This is a genomic window from Pseudomonas sp. 2835, assembly GCF_050435905.1.
In the GTDB taxonomy this organism is placed as follows: domain Bacteria; phylum Pseudomonadota; class Gammaproteobacteria; order Pseudomonadales; family Pseudomonadaceae; genus Aquipseudomonas.
Genome location: NZ_JBNDLE010000012.1, coordinates 78,946 through 98,069, shown reverse-complemented (window position 1 = coordinate 98,069; position 19,124 = coordinate 78,946). Strand labels below are relative to the sequence as shown.

Annotated in this window: 21 protein-coding genes; 2 read left to right on the top strand and 19 right to left on the bottom strand. The window is 63.0% G+C overall.

Annotated features, from left to right (window positions below; all coding sequences use genetic code 11):
• Positions 1-7 precede the first annotated feature (7 nt).
• Genes ccmE through ccmA form a run of 5 tightly spaced genes read right to left on the bottom strand, consistent with a single transcriptional unit; the run spans position 8 to position 2,750 of the window.
• Positions 8-463: a cytochrome c maturation protein CcmE gene (gene ccmE, locus ABIE20_RS18060; RefSeq protein ID WP_045200340.1), complete on the bottom strand. Its 456-nt coding sequence runs from the start codon at positions 461-463 to the stop codon at positions 8-10.
• Positions 460-636 (bottom strand): heme exporter protein CcmD, encoded by a 177-nt coding sequence (gene ccmD, locus ABIE20_RS18055; RefSeq protein WP_429506321.1) that lies wholly within the window; start codon positions 634-636, stop codon positions 460-462. The genes ccmE and ccmD overlap by 4 nt, the downstream gene beginning before the upstream one ends.
• The gene (locus ABIE20_RS18050; RefSeq protein ID WP_429506319.1) at positions 633-1,409 is read right to left on the bottom strand and encodes a heme ABC transporter permease; all 777 of its coding nucleotides are present in this window, start codon (positions 1,407-1,409) and stop codon (positions 633-635) included. Before ABIE20_RS18050 ends, ccmD begins: the two co-directional genes overlap by 4 nt.
• A 43-nt stretch (positions 1,410-1,452) precedes the next feature.
• Complete coding sequence (gene ccmB / locus ABIE20_RS18045) at positions 1,453-2,121, bottom strand: heme exporter protein CcmB (protein ID WP_026001415.1); 669 nt, start codon at positions 2,119-2,121, stop codon at positions 1,453-1,455.
• The gene (ccmA, locus tag ABIE20_RS18040) at positions 2,118-2,750 is read right to left on the bottom strand and encodes a cytochrome c biogenesis heme-transporting ATPase CcmA (protein WP_429506318.1); all 633 of its coding nucleotides are present in this window, start codon (positions 2,748-2,750) and stop codon (positions 2,118-2,120) included. The genes ccmB and ccmA overlap by 4 nt, the downstream gene beginning before the upstream one ends.
• 163 nt (positions 2,751-2,913) lie before the next feature.
• Here ccmA and ABIE20_RS18035 point away from each other — a divergent pair, with 163 nt between their 5' ends.
• Positions 2,914-4,482 carry a flagellar hook-length control protein FliK gene (locus ABIE20_RS18035; protein ID WP_429506316.1) on the top strand — a complete coding sequence of 523 codons (1,569 nt, stop codon included), beginning with the start codon at positions 2,914-2,916 and terminating at the stop codon, positions 4,480-4,482.
• A 64-nt stretch (positions 4,483-4,546) separates the two neighbouring features.
• Complete coding sequence (locus ABIE20_RS18030; RefSeq protein ID WP_429506314.1) at positions 4,547-4,879, top strand: EscU/YscU/HrcU family type III secretion system export apparatus switch protein; 333 nt, start codon at positions 4,547-4,549, stop codon at positions 4,877-4,879.
• Positions 4,880-4,954: 75 nt separating this feature from the next.
• Here ABIE20_RS18030 and ABIE20_RS18025 read toward each other — a convergent pair whose 3' ends face one another.
• The 14 genes from ABIE20_RS18025 to flhA form a co-directional block, all read right to left on the bottom strand.
• On the bottom strand, positions 4,955-5,347 hold the full coding sequence (locus ABIE20_RS18025) for a DUF2802 domain-containing protein (RefSeq protein WP_429506312.1): 393 nt from the start codon (positions 5,345-5,347) through the stop codon (positions 4,955-4,957).
• A 1-nt stretch (position 5,348) separates the two neighbouring features.
• Positions 5,349-5,828 carry a chemotaxis protein CheW gene (locus tag ABIE20_RS18020; RefSeq protein ID WP_010225041.1) on the bottom strand — a complete coding sequence of 160 codons (480 nt, stop codon included), beginning with the start codon at positions 5,826-5,828 and terminating at the stop codon, positions 5,349-5,351.
• Between the two features lie 64 nt (positions 5,829-5,892).
• Positions 5,893-6,750, bottom strand: coding sequence for a CheW domain-containing protein (locus ABIE20_RS18015; protein WP_429506311.1), 858 nt, complete (start codon positions 6,748-6,750; stop codon positions 5,893-5,895).
• Positions 6,750-7,538, bottom strand: coding sequence for a ParA family protein (locus ABIE20_RS18010; protein ID WP_045200330.1), 789 nt, complete (start codon positions 7,536-7,538; stop codon positions 6,750-6,752). Before ABIE20_RS18010 ends, ABIE20_RS18015 begins: the two co-directional genes overlap by 1 nt.
• Before the next feature lie 45 nt (positions 7,539-7,583).
• A complete protein-coding gene (gene motD / locus ABIE20_RS18005) occupies positions 7,584-8,471 on the bottom strand; it encodes a flagellar motor protein MotD (protein ID WP_429506309.1) in 888 nt (295 codons plus the stop codon).
• Positions 8,472-8,474: 3 nt separating this feature from the next.
• Complete coding sequence (locus ABIE20_RS18000; protein ID WP_045200326.1) at positions 8,475-9,215, bottom strand: flagellar motor protein; 741 nt, start codon at positions 9,213-9,215, stop codon at positions 8,475-8,477.
• Entirely contained in the window at positions 9,215-10,333 is a 1,119-nt protein-coding gene (locus ABIE20_RS17995) for a protein-glutamate methylesterase/protein-glutamine glutaminase (protein ID WP_045200324.1), read from the bottom strand. The genes ABIE20_RS18000 and ABIE20_RS17995 overlap by 1 nt, the downstream gene beginning before the upstream one ends.
• Before the next feature lie 45 nt (positions 10,334-10,378).
• Positions 10,379-12,604, bottom strand: a complete 2,226-nt coding sequence (locus ABIE20_RS17990) for a chemotaxis protein CheA (RefSeq protein ID WP_429506307.1) — start codon at positions 12,602-12,604, stop codon at positions 10,379-10,381.
• Between the two features lie 12 nt (positions 12,605-12,616).
• Positions 12,617-13,405 carry a protein phosphatase CheZ gene (locus ABIE20_RS17985; RefSeq protein ID WP_038996365.1) on the bottom strand — a complete coding sequence of 263 codons (789 nt, stop codon included), beginning with the start codon at positions 13,403-13,405 and terminating at the stop codon, positions 12,617-12,619.
• A gap of 19 nt (positions 13,406-13,424) precedes the next feature.
• The gene (locus tag ABIE20_RS17980) at positions 13,425-13,799 is read right to left on the bottom strand and encodes a chemotaxis response regulator CheY (protein WP_036990294.1); all 375 of its coding nucleotides are present in this window, start codon (positions 13,797-13,799) and stop codon (positions 13,425-13,427) included.
• Between the two features lie 103 nt (positions 13,800-13,902).
• Positions 13,903-14,643: an RNA polymerase sigma factor FliA gene (gene fliA / locus ABIE20_RS17975; protein ID WP_115088066.1), complete on the bottom strand. Its 741-nt coding sequence runs from the start codon at positions 14,641-14,643 to the stop codon at positions 13,903-13,905.
• On the bottom strand, positions 14,640-15,473 hold the full coding sequence (gene fleN, locus ABIE20_RS17970) for a flagellar synthesis regulator FleN (protein ID WP_016393812.1): 834 nt from the start codon (positions 15,471-15,473) through the stop codon (positions 14,640-14,642). The genes fliA and fleN overlap by 4 nt, the downstream gene beginning before the upstream one ends.
• A 120-nt stretch (positions 15,474-15,593) precedes the next feature.
• Positions 15,594-16,904 (bottom strand): flagellar biosynthesis protein FlhF, encoded by a 1,311-nt coding sequence (gene flhF / locus ABIE20_RS17965; RefSeq protein ID WP_429506305.1) that lies wholly within the window; start codon positions 16,902-16,904, stop codon positions 15,594-15,596.
• Positions 16,905-16,915: 11 nt separating this feature from the next.
• Positions 16,916-19,045 carry a flagellar biosynthesis protein FlhA gene (gene flhA / locus ABIE20_RS17960; RefSeq protein WP_045200310.1) on the bottom strand — a complete coding sequence of 710 codons (2,130 nt, stop codon included), beginning with the start codon at positions 19,043-19,045 and terminating at the stop codon, positions 16,916-16,918.
• Positions 19,046-19,124 lie beyond the last annotated feature (79 nt).

The following is a 19,124-nucleotide window of genomic DNA, read 5'->3' as shown; positions in this document are numbered from 1 at the left end:
GCCGCATTCATGGCTTGGCTCCGGCATCGGTGGCGACCTGGCCGCTTTCCTTGAGGGCCTTGGTGACCTCTGGCGGCATGTATTTCTCGTCGTGCTTGGCCAGCACTTCATCGGCCACCACCACGCCTTCGGCGTTGAGCTTGCCCAGGGCAACGATGCCCTGCCCTTCGCGGAACAGATCCGGGAGAATGCCGCGGTAGGTGATCGGCACCGACTTGTTGAAGTCGGTGACCACAAAGCGCACGTCCAGCGAGTCGCCGGAGCGTTGCAGCGAGCCTTTCTCGACCATGCCGCCGGCACGGATGCGAGTGTCCAGCGGTGCTTCGCCGTTGGCGATCTGGGTCGGGGTGTAGAACAGGTTGATGTTCTGTTGCAGGGCACTCAGGGCCAGGCCCACGGCGATGCCGATCCCGGCCAGCAGGCCGAGGATGATGAACAGACGCTTTTTACGCTGCGGATTCACGGTTTGTTCTCCCGGCGCAGACGGCGCGCCTGTTCTTGCAGGTAACGGCGCTTGGCGCGCAGGGGCGCGGCGACGTTGAGGGCCAGCACCAGCAGGCAGATGCCGTAGGCCGACCAGACGTACAGGCCGTGATGGCCCATGGCGAGAAAATCACTGAAGGAGGCAAAGCTCATCGCGCCATCTCCCGACCCAGGCTGTTCAATACCTCCTCCTTGACCCAGCTGGCGCGCGCCTCGCGCTTGAGCACTTCAAGGCGCATGCGCAGCAACAGCACGGCGCCGAAGAAGCAGTAGAAACCCAGCGCCGTCAGCAGCAGCGGTAGCCACATTTCGGCGGGCATCGCCGGCTTTTCGGTGAGGGTGAAGGTGGCGCCCTGGTGCAGGGTGTTCCACCACTCCACCGAATACTTGATGATCGGGATGTTGATCACCCCGACAATGGCCAGCACCGCGCAGGCCTTGGCCGCGCTCTCACGATTGCTGATGGCATGGCTCAGGGCAATGAGACCGAAGTACAGAAAAAGCAGGATCAGCATCGACGTCAGTCGCGCATCCCAGACCCACCAGCTGCCCCAGGTCGGCTTGCCCCAGATGGCGCCGGTGACCAGCGCCACGGCGGTCATCCAGGCACCAATGGGCGCTGCGCATTGCAGGGCGACGTCGGCGATCTTCATCTTCCACACCAGGCCCACCACCCCGGCCACCGCCAGCATCACATAGCAGGACTGGGCGAGCATCGCCGCCGGCACGTGGATGTAGATAATCCGGAAGCTGTTACCTTGCTGGTAATCCTGGGGCGCGAAGGCCAGGCCCCAGACCACGCCGATGCCGATCAGCAGGAGGGCGGCAATCGCCAGCCACGGCAGCATCCGCCCGCTGATGGAATAGAACCATTTGGGTGAACCCAGTTTGTGAAACCACGTCCAGCTGATTGCGCTGCTTTTCATCACGGTACATCCAGGGTCTTTGCTGGGCGGGGCCCAGACCTCATTATTCGCCGACGCTGATCTTCAGGCCAGCCGCTATTGCAAAGGGTGCCAGAGTTACTGCCAGGGCGGTCAGGCTGCCAAGCCAGAGCAGATAACCGGTCGCCGGCATAGCTTGCAGTGCCGCCTGCAAGGCGCCACTGCCCAGGATCAATACCGGGATATATAACGGCAAAATAAGTAGCGCCAGCAGCAGGCCGCCACGTTTCAAGCCGACTGTCAGGGCGGCACCCACGGCGCCCAACAGGCTCAGCACCGGGGTACCGAGCAAGAGCGATGCCAGCAGTACCGGCAGGCACGCCGCAGGCAAACCTAGCATCAGTGCCAGCAAGGGTGCCAACAATACCAGTGCCAGGCCGGAAAAGGCCCAGTGTGCCAGTACTTTCGCCAGCACCAGAAGAGGCAGGGGGTGCGACGAAAGGACCCACTGCTCAAGCGATCCATCCTCGAAATCACTGCGGAAAAGCCCGTCCAGCGAGAGCAGAACCGATAAAAGCGCTGCCACCCAGACCAGCCCCGGAGACAAGGTTTGCAACAATTGAGTCTCGGGTCCGACCGCCAACGGGAACAGCGCAACGACGATGGCGAAGAACACCAGCGGGTTGGCAAGCTCGGCGGGACGTCGGCACAACAGACGCGCTTCTCGGCGCAACAACAGCACAAAGACACTCATGCGGCCCACTGCCCCAGGTTCAGTTCACGGTAACCGGACGGCGTGCGCTCCAGCGTGTGGTGGGTGGTCAGCACGACCATGCCGCCCTGCTCGCAATGGGCGGCCAGGTGCGCTTCGAGCTGGGCCACGCCTTGTTTGTCGAGGGCAGTGAAGGGTTCGTCGAGGATCCACAGCGGCGGGCTGTCCAGGTACAGCCGGGCCAGGGCCACGCGGCGTTGCTGGCCGGCCGACAGGGTATGGCAAGGGACGTCTTCAAAACCGCGCAGGCCGACCGCTTCGAGGGCCGTGCGGATCGCCGCAGGCGCTGCCGGACGATGCAGGGCGCAGAGCCAGGCGAGGTTCTCTTCGGGGCTGAGCACATCCTTGATACCCGCGGCGTGGCCGATCCACAGGAGAATGCGCGCCAGCTCGTTGCGCTGTTCGGCCAACGGCTTGCCACTGACTAGAATCTGCCCGGCGGTCGGGCTCATGAGCCCGGCCATCAGGCGCAACAGGCTGGTCTTGCCACTGCCGTTGGGGCCGCTGATCTGCAGCATGTCGCCTGCGCCCAGGTGCAACTCGAGGTTTTCGAAGAGCATTCGCCAGTCGCGCTCGCAGGCCAGGCCCACGGCTTGGAGATGAGGGGTCACGGTTTCGCCTTATGCTTGGGATGCCTGTCTCAAGTCGGTCCCGGCCTTGCCGTTATACTGGCAACGACGATGTGGCCCGGCCGCGCTGATCGCCAAAGATCGGGCGGCATTATACATGTGATGTCCTACTGCAAAGAGGGCTATTTCAACAGGTTGCGAGCGGATGACAGGCGAAATCAACAACCTCGGCACACAGATTCCGGCCAGCGCTCAGCTGCGCTCGGCGATGACCGGCGAACTGCTGCGCCTGCTGCAACCGCAGCAGGCCCTGCTGGCCCCGGGCGAAACCGCCAAGGCCGAGGTATTGGCCCTGCGCCAGGTCGGCCAGGACTTTCAGATGCTGCTCAAGCTGACCCAGGACAACGGCAAGCAAACCAATGTCCAGGCCAGCAGCACCCTGCCCCTGGCCCAGGGCAGCCAGCTGGCGGTGACCCAGAGCAGCAATGCCAACCTGAGCATTACAGTGCAGCAAGCCATCGCCAGCAGCGTCGCCACCCTGACCCGCATCGACACACGCGAGCTGCCGGTGGGCACCCTGCTGCAAGGCAAGGTCGTTACCAGCCAGGCATTGCCGGCAAACGCCGGTCAGCTGGCGCAGTTTCGCTCGCTGGTCACTTTACTCGGCGGCCCGCAGGCCGGTGCCACCCTGGCCATCGACAGCCCCCGCCCGCTGGCGGTGGGCAGCTTGCTCAGTGCCCGGGTACAGGGCGATCAGTCGCTAAGCTTCGTGCCGCTCAGCGGACGTCAGGAACAACTGGCGATTACCCAGCAACTGAGCACCCAGCAGAATCGCCAGGCGTCGCTGCAAGGCTTGCTGGCCAGCCTGCAGCAACTGCGCAACGACAACAGCCAGAGCGGCGAAGTACGCGCCACGGTCGACAAGCTGCTGACCAGCCTGCCAGACATCCGCCAGCTCAGCGATCCCAAGGGCCTGGCCCAGGCCTTGAGCAACAGCGGCGTGTTTCTTGAGGCCAAGCTGCTGGCCGGGCTGCCCGCGACACTCGCACCTGACCTCAAGGCGCAAGTGACGCGCCTGGTGGCGCAACTGCTGCCGGGGCTGCCGGGCAACGCCACCTTCAACCCCGCTGCGGCCGCCAGTACGCTGGCCCAGGTCATGCCCGGCATGGTCCGCAGCGCCCTGGGCATGCTCGGCCAGGTCAGCCCGCGGCCACAGCCCGGCGGCTTCCCCCTGCCCTCGCGGTCTTTGCCAAGCCAGGATGGGGAAGGCGACCTCGAGCACCTGTTGCGCCTGGCCGCCTCCGCCATCTCGCGCCTGCAAAGCCATCAGTTGGCAAGCCTTGAGCAAACCGGCACCACCGCCGATGGCAACCTGCAAACCACCTGGCAACTGGAAATCCCCCTGCGCAACGGTCAGGACTTCATGCCGCTGCAAATGAAGCTGCAGCGCGAAGAAACCCCGGAGCAGCAAAGCGACCCGGAACGCGAGCGTCGCGATCCACTGGAAATGCTCTGGCGCATTGAGCTGGCCTTCGACCTGGATCCGCTGGGGCCACTGCAGGTGCAGGCGCAAATCACCCAGGGCAGCCTGTCGAGCCAGCTATGGGCCGAACGGCCGAGCACTGCGCAATTGATCGAAAGCCAGCTCGGCAACCTGCGCGAACGCTTGCTGGCCCGTGGCCTGAACGTTACCGAACTGCACTGCCATCACGGTACACCGCCCCAGGGGCCGCGTACGCACCTGGAACAGCGCTGGGTGGATGAACAGGCATGATCGACAAACCCCATCTGGAGAGAACTACCTGGAGTACCCGCTCCCACAGGGTGGATGAACAGGCATGATCGACAAGAACCCACGCCAGGCCATCGCCCTGACCTACGACGGCCAACAGGCGCCGACCCTCAGTGCCAAGGGCGACGACGAGCTGGCTGAGGCAATCCTGAAGATTGCCCGCGAGCATGAAGTGCCGATCTACGAGAACGCCGAACTGGTGCGCCTGTTGGCGCGCATGGAGTTGGGCGATCAGATCCCCGAGGCCCTGTACCTGACCATCGCCGAAATCATCGCTTTTGCCTGGCAGCTCAAGGGCAAGGTGCCGGTGGGGTTTGTCGACGAAGGGCCGCAGGAACGCGATATCACCCCTACCGACCTGAGATTGCCGGGTACCTGAAAGCATCGCGGGGCAAGCCCGCTCCCACACAAGGTGTAGGAGCGGGCTTGCCCCGCGATTAATTCACTGCAACCCTCAGCTACGGTGCAACTTGCTCATCAACTCCGCCTCAGCCTGGGTCAAACCGCAGGACTGGGTCAGTTCATCGACGCTGGCACCCATGCCCACCAGCCGCGCCGCTTGCGCGAACGACAGGCTGTTGGGGTCACGCTGTTCCAGTTGCATGAGCTTGTCCGGCAAGGGCGCAACCACCGCGCGCAGCTCGTGCAGGGCTTCGCCCATGCGCACACTGCCGTTCTGGTAGTCGTCCAGGCGCTTGCCCAGGTCCTTGATGCGCTGGTCACGCACCGCATCGCTCTGGGCCTGTTGCGCGGCCAGCTCACGCTGGCGCTTGCTGTAGTTCAGGAAGAACCACAGGCTGACCGCCCACAGCAGCGCCAGAAATATGACTGCAACCTCAAGGATCAACTCAGATGTTCTCCAGCTCGGACCACTCTTCCTCGGTCATCATCTTGTCCAGCTCGACCAGAATCAGCAGTTCGTTGTTCTTGTTGCACACGCCCTGGATGAACTTGGCCGATTCCTCGTTGCCGACATTCGGCGCGGTTTCGATTTCCGACTGGCGCAGGTAAACCACTTCGGCGACGCTGTCGACCAGGATGCCGACCACTTGCTTGTCGGCTTCGATGATGACGATACGGGTGTTGTCGGTGATTTCGCTCGACAGCAGGCCGAAGCGCTGGCGGGTGTCGATCACGGTGACCACGTTACCGCGCAGGTTGATGATGCCCAGCACGTAGCTCGGGGCACCCGGGACCGGGGCGATCTCGGTGTAGCGCAGCACTTCCTGAACCTGCATCACGTTGATGCCGTAGGACTCGTTGTCCAGCTTGAAGGTCACCCACTGCAGGATCGGATCTTCGGAACCTTGTGCAGACGATTTTTTCATTCCCCTATCCCTCAAAACCCGCCATCGGCGGTGTGCTCAGTGCGGTCGCGGCAGATGCGGCCGATTATTTATGGGTGGTGTGCAGTTGCTTGACTGCGCCACTGGCGATCAACTCGGCCAGTTCGGCGACGTCGAGCAACGCGCACATGTGTTCAATTACGGTGCCGGCCAGCCATGGCCGTTGGCCGCGCTGGCTGCGCCACTTGATTTCATTGGGGTCCAGGCGCAGCGAACGGCTGACTTGATGCACCGCCAGGCCCCACTCGTAGCCCTGGACCGAAATCACGTACTGCAATCCCTGGCGAAAATCATCCCGGTAACGGTCGGGCATGACCCAGCGGGCAGTGTCCAATACCTTGAGGTTGCCGCTCTGGCTCGGCAGGATGCCAAGAAACCAGTCGGGCTGGCCGAACAAAGGCGTCAGTTCGTGGCCGGCCAGTGAGTAGATCGAGCCCAGGCACACCAGCGGTACTGCCAGGGTCAGGCCCGCGACATCGAACAGCAGGCATTCGAACGGCTCGGCAGCCCAGGCCGGACGGCCATCGACGGTGGCCGGCGGTACCGGTTGATTGGGTGCCGGCGGCAGGTGCACGTCGACCAGCGGCTCGACCGGTGCAACCTGGGCAATCTCAGGCACTTCGACCACAGGCTCCAGCACAGGCTCGACAAGCGCTGGCAAGGTCAGCGGCAATACCGGCCGAGTCGGCTCGGCAAACGGCAGCGGCTCAGGCTTTAGCGCGGCCTGGGCCGCCACCTGGGCATCGCGGGCCTGCTCTTCACGAACCGCTGCCTGGAATTCGTCGGGCTCGACCGATACCGGCAGTTCTTCGTCAAATTCTTCAGTGGCCTCCTGCAGCAAGCCGTCAAGGTAGGTCTGCAGGGCCATCTGTGGCCGGCTGGCAAGCTGTTGAGGACGATTCATCAGGCCACCTGCAAGGCGAGGTTCTGCGTCAGCAGGTGCTTGAGCAAGGCACGGTAGGCCACCACGCCGCGGCTCTTGCCGTCGAACTGCGAGGGCGTCAGCCCGGCCCGACTGGCATCACGCAGGCGCGTGTCGACCGGGATGTAGCCTTGCCAGATATGTTCAGGGTAAGCGTCGCGCAGCACCCGCAAGGTGCCCATCGAGGCCTGGGTGCGGCGGTCGAACAGGGTCGGCACGATGTGGTAAGGCAAAGCCTGCTTGCGCGAGCGGTTGACCATCGCCAGGGTGCTGACCATGCGCTCCAGGCCCTTGACCGCCAGGTACTCGGTTTGCACCGGGATCACCAACTGCTGGCTGGCCGCCAGGGCGTTGACCATCAGCACGCCGAGCAACGGCGGGCTGTCGATGATGGCGTAGTCGAAATCCTGCCAAAGCTGCGCCAGAGACTTGGCGATCACCAGGCCCAGGCCACTCTGGCCCGGCGACTGGCGCTCAAGCACGGCCAGGGCGGTGCTCGACGGCAGCAGCGAGATTTTCTCGTCGCTGGTGGGCAACAGCAATTGCCCGGGCAAGCCCTCGGGCACGGTGCCCTTGTGCAGGAACAGGTCGTAGCAACTGTGCTCCAGCGCATCGGGGTTGTGCCCGAAGTAGCTGGTCATCGACCCGTGCGGGTCGAGGTCGACGACCACCACACGCTTGCCCGCCTCGGCCAGCAGGCCGGCCAGGGCGATGGACGTGGTGGTCTTGCCGACTCCACCTTTTTGATTGGCTACTGCCCAGACTCTCATTGCGTTGCTTCCTCCCGGTACGGCAGCCTACCCTGCCGGGATCGGTTATAGGGTCGGTGACGGGGAATTGACGCGATTGTCGCCCACCGTCGGTGCTACCGCTGGCGGTGCAGTTTGTGTGCCAGCCCGCTTCATCGCAGCGTCCGGTGTGGCATTGGCGCTGCCAGTTCCGGTCAGGCTGCGGCGTACCTCAAGGTTGCGCGAGATCACCAATACCACCCGTCGGTTGCGCGCACGGCCTTCGGCGCTGTCGTTGCCGGCGATAGGCTGAAACTCGCCGTAGCCGACCGACGCCATGCGCGCTGGATTCACTCCTTCCATCGCCAGCAGGCGGACGATGCTCGCCGCCCGCGCCGATGACAGCTCCCAGTTGGTCGGGTACTGCGCGGTGCGGATCGGCAGGTCGTCGGTAAAGCCTTCGACGTGCACCGGGTTGGCGAACGGCTTGAGGATCTTCGCCACCTTCTCGATGATGTTGAACGCCACGTCACTGGGCATGGCGTCGCCGCTGCCGAACAGCAGCGAGGAATTGAGCTCGATCTCGACCCACAACTCGTTGCCGCGCACGGTCATCTGGTCAGATTTGATCAGGTCGCCGAAGGCGTCGCGCACGTCATCGGTAATGGTCTTGAGCGGATCGCTGCTGGTTTGCGCCAGGCCCGCATCGACCTGCTCGCTGTCCTTGATCAACGGCTCGGCCGGCTTGACGCTGAGCGGGCGCTCGTCGCCGATGGGGATCGGCTTCATGCTCCGCTCGGGGTCGTTGAACACACCGATCAGCGCCTGGGAAATGACCTTGTACTTGCCCTCGTTGATCGACGAGATCGAATACATGACCACGAAGAAGGCGAACAGCAAGGTGATGAAGTCGGCGTAGGACACCAGCCAGCGTTCGTGGTTTTCATGCTCTTCGGGTTGTCGACGGCGCGCCATGTGTTACTCCATGAAGCCCTGAAGCTTCAGCTCGATCGAGCGCGGGTTTTCGCCTTCGGCGATCGACAGCAAGCCTTCGAGGAGCATTTCCCGGTAACGCGACTGGCGCAGGGCCAGGGCCTTGAGCTTGTTGGCGATCGGCAGCAGGATCAGGTTGGCACTGGCAACGCCGTAAATGGTCGCGACGAAGGCTACGGCAATGCCGTTGCCCAGTTGCGAAGGGTCGGCAAGGTTGCCCATTACATGGATCAGGCCCATCACCGCACCGATGATACCGATGGTCGGCGCATAACCACCCATGCTCTCGAACACCTTGGCGGCCTGCACATCACGGCTTTCCTGGGTGTAGAAATCCACTTCGAGAATGCTACGGATGGCTTCCGGCTCAGCGCCGTCGACCAGCAGCTGCAGACCTTTGCGTGCGTAAGGGTCCGGCTCGGCGTCGGCGACGCCTTCCAGGCCCAGCAGGCCTTCCTTGCGCGCGGTCAGCGACCAGTTGACGACCCGGTCGATACCACCAGCCAGGTCGACCCGTGGCGGAAACAGAATCCAGCGCACGATCTGCAGCGCGCGCTTGAAGGCGCTCATCGGCGATTGCAGCAAGGCCGCCGCCAGGGTGCCGCCGAGCACGATCAAGGCCGCCGGGCCGTTGAGCAGTGCCGACAGGTGGCCGCCTTCGAGGTAGTTGCCGCCAACGATGGCGACAAAGGCCAGGATGATCCCGATAAGGCTCAAGACATCCATCAGACGCAGGCCTCGACCAGGTGCTTGCCGATCTCATCCAGGCCATACACGGCGTCTGCCAGGTTGGCTTTGACGATGGCCATGGGCATGCCGTAGATCACGCAGCTGGCTTCATCCTGGGCCCACACGGTGCTGCCACCCTGTTTGAGCAGGCGCGCACCTTCGCGGCCGTCGGCACCCATGCCGGTGAGCACCACCGAGAGCACTTTGTCGCCATAGGACTTGGCCGCCGAACCGAAGGTGATGTCCACGCACGGTTTGTAATTCAGGCGCTCGTCGCCCGGCAGGATCTTCACCGTGCCGCGGCCGTCGACCATCATCTGCTTGCCGCCAGGGGCCAGCAGGGCCAGGCCCGGGCGCAGCATGTCGCCGTCCTCGGCTTCCTTGACGCTGATCTTGCACAGTTTGTCGAGGCGCTCGGCAAACGCCTTGGTAAAGGCCGCCGGCATGTGCTGGATCAGCACGATCGGCGCCGGGAAGTTGGCCGGCAACTGGGTCAGAACCCGCTGCAGGGCAACCGGGCCGCCAGTGGAAGTACCGATGGCAACCAGCTTGTAGGGCTTGCGCTTGGGCGCCGGCGAAGCACTGGACGCTGGCGCAGCCGCTGCGCGCACAGGTGCTGCGGCGCGGGGTGCAGGCGTGCTGCCCAGGCTGCTGACGGCAGGTTGCGCGGCTGGCTGCGGCGCCGGCGCCGGGCTTGCGTAGGCACTGAAGCGACGGTTGCTGCGGGAAATGGTATGGACCTTTTCACACAGCAGTTGCTTGACCTTCTCCGGGTTGCGCGAGATGTCTTCGAAGTTTTTCGGCAGGTAATCGACCGCACCGGCATCCAGCGCGTCGAGGGTGACACGAGCGCCTTCGTGGGTCAGCGAGGAGAACATCAGCACCGGGGTCGGGCAACGCTGCATGATGTGACGCACGGCGGTGATGCCATCCATCATGGGCATTTCGTAGTCCATGGTGATGACATCGGGCTTGAGCGACAGCGCCTGATCGATCGCTTCCTTGCCGTTGGTCGCGGTACCGACGACCTGGATAGTCGGGTCCGCTGAAAGAATTTCCGAGACACGGCGGCGGAAGAAACCGGAATCATCCACCACCAGGACCTTGACTGCCATAAACACTCCATTAGGGGGCGCGGCATGTGAGCCGCGCCACCAGAATCAAATACGCCGGGCGGCGTAACGCTTGAGCATGCTCGGTACGTCGAGGATCAGCGCAATGCGCCCGTCACCGGTAATGGTGGCGCCCGACATGCCCGGGGTGCCCTGGAGCATCTTGCCCAGCGGCTTGATGACCACTTCTTCCTGGCCCACCAGTTGATCGACGACGAAGCCGATCCGCTGGGTACCCACCGAAAGGATCACCACATGGCCCTCGCGCTGCTCTTCATGAGCGGCCGAGCTGACCAGCCAGCGCTTGAGGTAGAACAGCGGCAAGGCTTTGTCGCGCACGATCACCACTTCCTGGCCGTCGACCACGTTGGTACGCGACAGGTCGAGGTGGAAGATTTCGTTGACGTTGACCAGCGGGAAGGCGAACGCCTGGTTGCCGAGCATGACCATCAGCGTCGGCATGATCGCCAGGGTCAGCGGCACCTTGATGACGATCTTCGAGCCCTGGCCCTTGGTCGAGTAGATATTGATCGAGCCGTTGAGCTGGGAAATCTTGGTTTTCACCACGTCCATGCCCACGCCACGCCCGGACACGTCGGAAATCTCGGTCTTGGTCGAGAAGCCCGGGGCGAAGATCAGGTTGTAGCACTCGGTCTCGCTCAGGCGATCGGCGGCGTCCTTGTCCATCACCCCGCGCTTTACCGCGATGGCGCGCAGCACGTCGGCGTCCATGCCCTTGCCGTCATCGGAGATCGACAGCAGGATGTGGTCGCCTTCCTGTTCGGCCGAGAGCACCACCTTGCCGCCACGGGACTTGCCCGACGCTTCGCGCTCTTCCGGCGTCTCGACGCCATGGTCGACGGCATTGCGCACCAAGTGCACCAGCGGGTCGGCCAGGGCCTCGACGAGGTTCTTGTCGAGGTCGGTCTCTTCGCCGACCAGCTCCAGGTTGATTTCTTTCTTCAACTGCCGGGCCAGGTCGCGAACCAGGCGCGGGAAGCGCCCGAAGACCTTCTTGATCGGCTGCATGCGGGTTTTCATCACCGCGGTCTGCAGGTCGGCGGTGACCACGTCAAGGTTCGACACGGCCTTGGACATGGCTTCATCGCCGCTGTTCAGGCCCAGGCGCACCAGGCGGTTACGCACCAGCACCAGCTCGCCGACCATGTTCATGATCTCGTCGAGCCGTGCGGTGTCGACCCGTACGGTGGTTTCGGTTTCGCTGGCAGGATGCTTCTCGGCAGCCGGAGCGGCCTGGCGTGCAGGTGCCGCAGCCGGTGCTTTGGCCGCAGGGGCTGGCGCAGCAGCTGGCTTGGCGGCAGGTGCCGGGGCAAGCTTGGCCGCAGCTTTCGCGGGTGCTGCGGTGGCAGCCGGTGCGGCCGTGGCAACCGCATCGGGAACGAACTTGCCCTTGCCGTGCAGCTCGTCGAGCAGCGCTTCGAATTCATGCTCGGAGATGTGATCGCCAGACGCGGCAGGCGCAGCGGCCTCCACTGGGGCGGCAGCAGCGCCCGGCAGTGCATCGACGGCAAAGGTACCCTTGCCGTGCAACTGGTCGAGCAGCGCTTCGAATTCATCGTCGGTGATGTCGCCACTGGCGTCGCCAGCGGTGGCAGCGCCAGCTGGTACTTCAGTGGCGGCGCCGAGGTTGTCGGCGGCGAACTGGCCCTTGCCGTGCAACTGGTCAAGCAGCGACTCGAACTCGGCGTCGGTGATTTCGTCACCGGCAGGCTCGGCGACCTGGGCTTCTGCCTCGGCCTTGACCGCATTGAGCGAGTCGAGCAGTTGTTCGAATTCGGTGTCGGTAATATCCGCCTCGGCCTCGGCCGCCGGCGCTTCAACCACCTCGGGTTCAGCGGCAGGGGCTGCCACTTCGTCTTCCCCGGCAGGCTCGGCCAGGCGCGACAGCGCCGCCAGCAGCTCAGGGGTGGCCGGGGTGATGTCGCTGCGCTCGCGCACCTGGCCGAACATGCTGTTGACCGTGTCCAGGGCTTCCAGGACCACGTCCATCAGTTCGGAGTCAACGCGCCGGGCACCCTTGCGCAGGATGTCGAACACGTTTTCGGCGATATGGCAGCACTCCACCAGCTCGTTGAGCTGGAGGAAGCCGGCGCCCCCTTTTACAGTGTGAAAACCGCGAAAGATCGCATTGAGCAGGTCGGCATCATCCGGACGGCTTTCCAGCTCGACCAGTTGCTCGGACAGTTGCTCAAGAATTTCGCCGGCTTCTACCAGGAAATCCTGAAGGATTTCTTCATCGGCGCCGAAGCTCATTAAACGTGCTCCCTAAAAACCCAGACTGGACAGCAGATCGTCGACATCGTCCTGACCGGACACAACGTCTTCACGCTTATCGGCATGAATCTGCGGACCTTCACCCCGAGTCGGATGTTTTTCTTGATCTTTTTCAGCGCGCAGCTGCTGGTGGTCATGTTCGATACCGGCAAAACGGTCGACCTGACTGGCCATCAGCACGAGCTTGAGCAGATTGCTTTCTACTTCGGTGACCAGCGTCGTGACGCGTTTGATCACCTGGCCGGTCAGGTCTTGGTAGTCCTGAGCCAGAAGAATGTCATTGAGGTGGCTGGCGACCTTGCGGTTGCCCTCCTCGCTGCGCGTCAGGAAACTGTCGACACGCTTGGCCAGTTCACGAAACTCCGGTGCCGCCACTTCGCGGCGCATGAAGCGCTGCCAGTCGACGCTCAGCGCCTTGGCTTCGTCGCTCAGCTCGTTGAGTACCGGTGTGCTGGCTTCGACCAGGTCCATGGTGCGGTTGGCCGCGCCCTCGGTCAGCTTGACCACGTAGGACAGGCGCTCGGTCGCGTCAGTGATCTGCGACACTTCCTCGGCTTGCGGCATGTGCGGGTCGATCTGGAAACTGACGATCGCGCTGTGCAGCTCACGGGTGAGTTTTCCGACTTCCTGATACAGGCCAAGGTCACGGGTCTGGTTCAGCTGATGGATCAGTTGCACCGCGTCGCCGAACTTGCCTCGTTCAAGGCTGTCGACCAGTTCCCGGGCGTGTTTCTTGAGTGTCGACTCGAACTCGCCCAAGGATGATTGTGTTTGCTCCATAGCGCCCCCGTGGCGTACCTCAGCTATTGACGCGCTCGAAGATCTTTTCGATCTTTTCTTTCAGCACCTGGGCGGTGAACGGCTTGACCACATAGCCGTTGACCCCGGCCTGGGCGGCTTCGATGATCTGCTCGCGCTTGGCTTCGGCAGTCACCATCAGCACCGGCAGGTGTTTCAGACGCTCGTCGGCACGCACCTTGCGCAGCAGGTCGATACCGGACATGCCAGGCATGTTCCAGTCGGTCACCAGAAAGTCGAAATGACCGCTTTCGAGCATCGGCAGTGCAGTGTTGCCATCATCGGCTTCCTGGGTGTTGGTAAAGCCCAGATCACGCAACAGGTTCTTGATGATCCGCCGCATCGTCGAGAAGTCGTCCACGATGAGGATTTTCATGTCTTTGTTCAATTAGACCTCCAAGCAGTCTTTAACGCGTTCAGCGCGGAACGCGCATTCAATCAATTCGGCACTACATTTCACGACTGCATCGAACCTGCGTTCAACGCGCCCGCCATTCCCCCAGGCGACCACGCAAACGTGCCGCGCACTGGCTGTGCAACTGGCTGACACGCGACTCACTCACCCCCAGGACCTCACCGATCTCCTTGAGGTTGAGCTCTTCGTCGTAGTACAGCGCCAGGACCAGACGCTCGCGTTCCGGCAGGTTGGCGATGGCATCGGCCAAGGCTGCCTGAAAACGCTCGTCTTCCAGATCGCGCGAAGGCTCGAGCTGGGCACTGGCACCGTCCTCGTGCAGGCCTTCATGTTCGCCGTCCTGCAACAGGTCGTCGAAACTGAACAGGCGGCTGCCCAGGGTGTCATTCAAAATCCCGTAATAATCATCGAGACTCAATTGAAGTTCGGCAGCAACCTCGTGATCTTTAGCGTCACGGCCGGTTTTTGCTTCAATTGCACGAATCGCGTCACTGACCATGCGGGTATTGCGGTGTACCGAACGCGGTGCCCAGTCACCCTTGCGCACTTCATCGAGCATGGCGCCGCGGATGCGGATGCCGGCGTAGGTCTCGAAACTGGCCCCCTTGCTCGCGTCGTACTTGTTGGAGACTTCAAGCAGGCCGATCATCCCGGCCTGGATCAGGTCCTCCACCTGCACACTGGCCGGCAGACGTGCCAGCAAGTGGTAGGCGATGCGCTTGACCAGCGGCGCGTAACGCTCGATCAGCTCGTACTGGGCGTCACGCGAAGCCTTGCTGTACATCCGATAACCGCTGGCGTTCATAGCACCGGACCCGCACTCGTCGGTTGCACCAGGCGCTCGACGAAGAACTCCAGGTGCCCCCGTGGGTTGGCAGGCAGCGGCCAGCTATCGACCTTCTGGGCAATGGCCTTGAATGCCAGCGCGCACTTGGAACGCGGGAAGGCTTCATAGACCGCTCGCTGCTTCTGCACCGCCTTGCGCACGCATTCGTCGTAAGGCACCGCACCGACGTATTGTAAGGCGACATCGAGGAAGCGATCAGTGACCTTGGTCAACTTGGCGAACAGGTTGCGCCCCTCCTGAGGGCTCTGGGCCATGTTCGCCAGGACGCGGAAGCGGTTCATGCCGTAATCACGGTTGAGCAGCTTGATCAGGGCGTAGGCGTCGGTGATCGAAGTGGGCTCGTCGCACACCACCAGCAGCACTTCCTGGGCGGCGCGGACAAAACTGACTACCGAGTCACCGATACCCGCAGCGGTGTCGATCACCAGCACGTCGAGGTTGTCGCCGATCTCGCTGAAGGCCTGGATCAGGCCGGCGTGCTGGGCCGGGGCCAGGTGCACCATGCTCTGCGTGCCCGAGGCCGCCGGCACGATGCGCACACCGCCGGGGCCTTGCAGCAACACGTCGCGCAACTCGCAACGGCCTTCGATGACGTCGGCCAGGGTACGCTTGGGCGTCAGGCCCAGGAGCACGTCGACGTTGGCCAGACCCAGGTCGGCGTCCAGCAGCATGACCCGACGGCCAAGCTCAGCCAGCGCCAGCGACAGGTTCACTGACACGTTAGTCTTGCCGACGCCACCTTTGCCACCGGTCACGGCGATCACCTGTACGGGATGCATGCTACCCATGTTTGTTCTTTACCTTGTCTTACTTAGACCGAGGCCACATGACTGGGCTGCGCTTTCAACACCTGAAAAATGCCTGGCAGACCATTGATGTAGGTACTTTGCAACGTATTCATATTCACCTCAGCCCACGCGTTTGCCGGAGCTGTGGTAGAGATCAGCGAACATGTCGGCCATGGCCTCTTCGCTGGGCTCGTCCTGCATCTGCACGCTCACTGCGCGGCTGACCAACTGGTGCCGGCGCGGCAGGTGCAGGTCGTCAGGAATGCGCGGGCCATCGGTAAGATAGGCCACCGGCAGTTCGTGACTGATTGCCAGGCTCAATACTTCGCCGAGGCTGGCGGTTTCATCTAGCTTGGTCAGGATGCAACCGGCCAGGCCGCAGCGCTTGTAGCTGTGGTAGGCGGCGGTCAGCACCTGTTTCTGGCTGGTGGTTGCCAGTACCAGGTAATTCTTGGCCTGAATCCCGCGCCCGGCAAGGGTTTCCAGCTGCATGCGCAGCGCCGGGTCGCTGGCTTGCAAGCCAGCGGTATCAATCAGCACCACGCGCTTGCGCAGCAGCGGGTCGAGGGCTTGGGCCAGCGACTGGCCCGGATCGACGTGGGTAACCGAAACATTGAGGATCCGCCCCAGGGTCTTGAGCTGCTCCTGGGCGCCGATACGGAAGCTGTCCATGCTCACCAGGGCCAGGTTGTGCGCGCCGTACTTGAGTACATAACGCGCGGCAAGCTTGGCCAGGGTGGTGGTCTTGCCCATGCCTGCCGGACCGACCATGGCAATGACACCGCCTTCTTCGATCGGTTCGATTTCCGGCACCTGGATCATCCGCGCCAGGTGTGCCAGGAGCATGCGCCAGGCGTGACGCGGCTCCTGGATTTCGGTGGTCAGGTCGAGCAGTTCGCGGGCAATCGGCCCGGACAGACCGATACGCTGCAGGCGGCGCCAGAGGTTGGCCTGCTGCGGCTTGTTGCCCTGCAACTGGCTCCAGGCCAGCGAGCCGAGCTGCACTTCAAGCAATTCGCGCAGGCCCGACAGCTCCGAACGCATCGAGTCGAACAGACGCTGGTCAATTGGCGCGGCGGCCGGCGCGGCAGGGACTGCCGGCGCTTCGACCTGCGGGTCGACCAGCGGTTCGGAAGCGGTCAGCGGCAAGCCGGCAAACAGCTGGCGATTGGCGTCTTCGCTCTCGCTGCGGCTGCTCAGCTCGGCCTGGGCGGTGACGATGCGCGACTGGGTCTTGCGCAGTTCGTCTTCGAGCTCGACATTCGGCACCCGCGGCGCGAGGGCGGACAGTTTGTAGTCCAGCGCAGCCGTCAGCTCGACACCGCCAGCAATCCGTCGGTTGCCAATGATGGCGGCATCGGCCCCCAGCTCATCGCGAACCAGCTTCATGGCCTGACGCATATCGGCGGCGAAAAAACGCTTAACTTGCATAACCCACTACCTCAGCCGTTCGGGCCCACTGTGGCGACGATGGTAACTTGCTTGTTGTCAGGTATTTCCTGATACGCCAAAACATGCAAATTCGGTACAGCCAGGCGACCGAAGCGCGACAGCATGGCTCGTACCGGTCCTGCGACCAGGAGGATCGCCGGCTGCCCTTGCATCTCCTGACGCTGGGCGGCTTCGATCAACGAACGCTGAAGCTTTTCGGCCATGCTCGGCTCCAGAAGAACACCGTCTTCCTGGCCTTGCCCAGCCCTTTGCAAACTATTGAGCAAAATCTGTTCCAATCTTGGCTCAAGGGTGATCACAGGCAGCTCGGACTCAACGCCGACAATGCTTTGCACGATAGCGCGACACAATCCGACGCGCACCACCGCCACCAGCGCGGCGGTATCTTGACTCTTGCCCGGGTTGTTGGCGATGGCTTCGGCAATGCTGCGAATATCGCGTACCGGAACCTGCTCGGCGAGCAACGCCTGCAGCACTTTGAGCAGGCCCGACAAGGAAATGACGCCCGGCACCAGCTCCTCGGCAAGCTTGGGCGACGCCTTGGCCAGCACCTGCAGCAGCTGCTGCACTTCTTCGTGGCCGATCAGCTCATGGCAGTGCTTGTGCAGAATCTGGTTGAGGTGGGTGGCAACCACCGTACTGGCATCCACCACCGTGTAGCCCAGCGACTGCGCCTGACTGCGCTGGTTAACGTCGATCCACACCGCTTCCAGGCCAAAGGCCGGGTCGCGGGCGGCAATACCATTGAGGGTACCGAACACCTGCCCCGGGTTGATCGCAAGCTCGCGGTCCGGGTAGATCTCGGCTTCGGCCAGGATCACCCCCATCAGGGTCAAGCGGTAGGCACTGGGCGCCAGGTCGAGGTTGTCGCGAATGTGCACCGTGGGCATGAGAAAGCCCAGGTCCTGGGACAGCTTTTTGCGCACGCCCTTGATCCGCGCCAGCAACTGGCCGCCCTGGTTGCGGTCCACCAGCGGAATCAGCCGGTAGCCGACCTCAAGGCCGATCATGTCGATTGGCGTGACGTCATCCCAGCCCAGCTCCTTGGTTTCCATGGCGCGCTGTGGCGATGGCAGCAGGTCCTGCTGGCGCTGCACCTCTTCCAGGGCCTTGAGCTTGGCCTGGTTCTGCTTGCGCCACACCAGATAGGCACCGCCGGCGGCCAGCAGGCCGAGGCTCAGGAAAGCGATGTGCGGCATGCCCGGCACCAGGCCCATGACGATCATCAGGCCGGCCGACACCGCCAGGGCCTTGGGCGAATCGAACATCTGCCGGTTGATCTGCTTGCCCATGTCCTCGGAGCCCGAGGCGCGGGTAACCATGATCGCAGCCGCAGTGGACAGCAACAGCGATGGCAGTTGCGCCACCAAACCGTCACCGATGGTCAACAGGGCATAGACCTTGCCGGCATCGGCAAAGGTCATGTTGTGCTGGAACATACCGACGGCCATGCCGCCGATCAGGTTGATGAACAGGATCAACAGGCCGGCGATGGCGTCACCGCGGACGAACTTGCTGGCACCGTCCATCGAGCCGTAGAACTCGGCCTCGCCAGCCACTTCAGCGCGGCGCGCCTTGGCCTGGGCCTGGTCGATCAGGCCGGCGTTGAGGTCGGCGTCGATGGCCATCTGCTTGCCGGGCATGGCGTCGAGGGTGAAGCGCGCACTCACCTCGGAAATACGCCCGGCACCCTTGGTGACCACCACGAAGTTGATGATCATCAGGATCGCGAAGACCACGATACCGACCACGTAGTTACCGCCGATCACCACCTCGCCGAAGGCCTGGATCACCTTACCGGCGGCCTCGTGGCCGTCATGGCCGTGGAGCATTACCACCCGCGTGGACGCCACGTTGAGCGCCAGGCGCAATAGCGTCGCCACCAGCAGGATGGTCGGGAACGCGGCAAAGTCCAGTGGGCGCAGGGCGTAGACGCAGACCAGCAAGACCACGATCGACAAGGCGATGTTGAAGGTGAAGAACACGTCGAGCAAAAACGGCGGGATCGGCAACATCATCATTGCCAGCATCACCAGCAGCAACAGCGGCACACCCAGGTTACCCCGGCCTAGACCGACCAGGTTGCTACGGGCACTGTTGATTAACTGAGAGCGATCCACCGGTATTCCTCGTTAGCTCAAGCAAAACTTTGACGCGTTTGAGGCGCGCAGCGCTGCCTTTGCAAGAAGCTTTCCAACT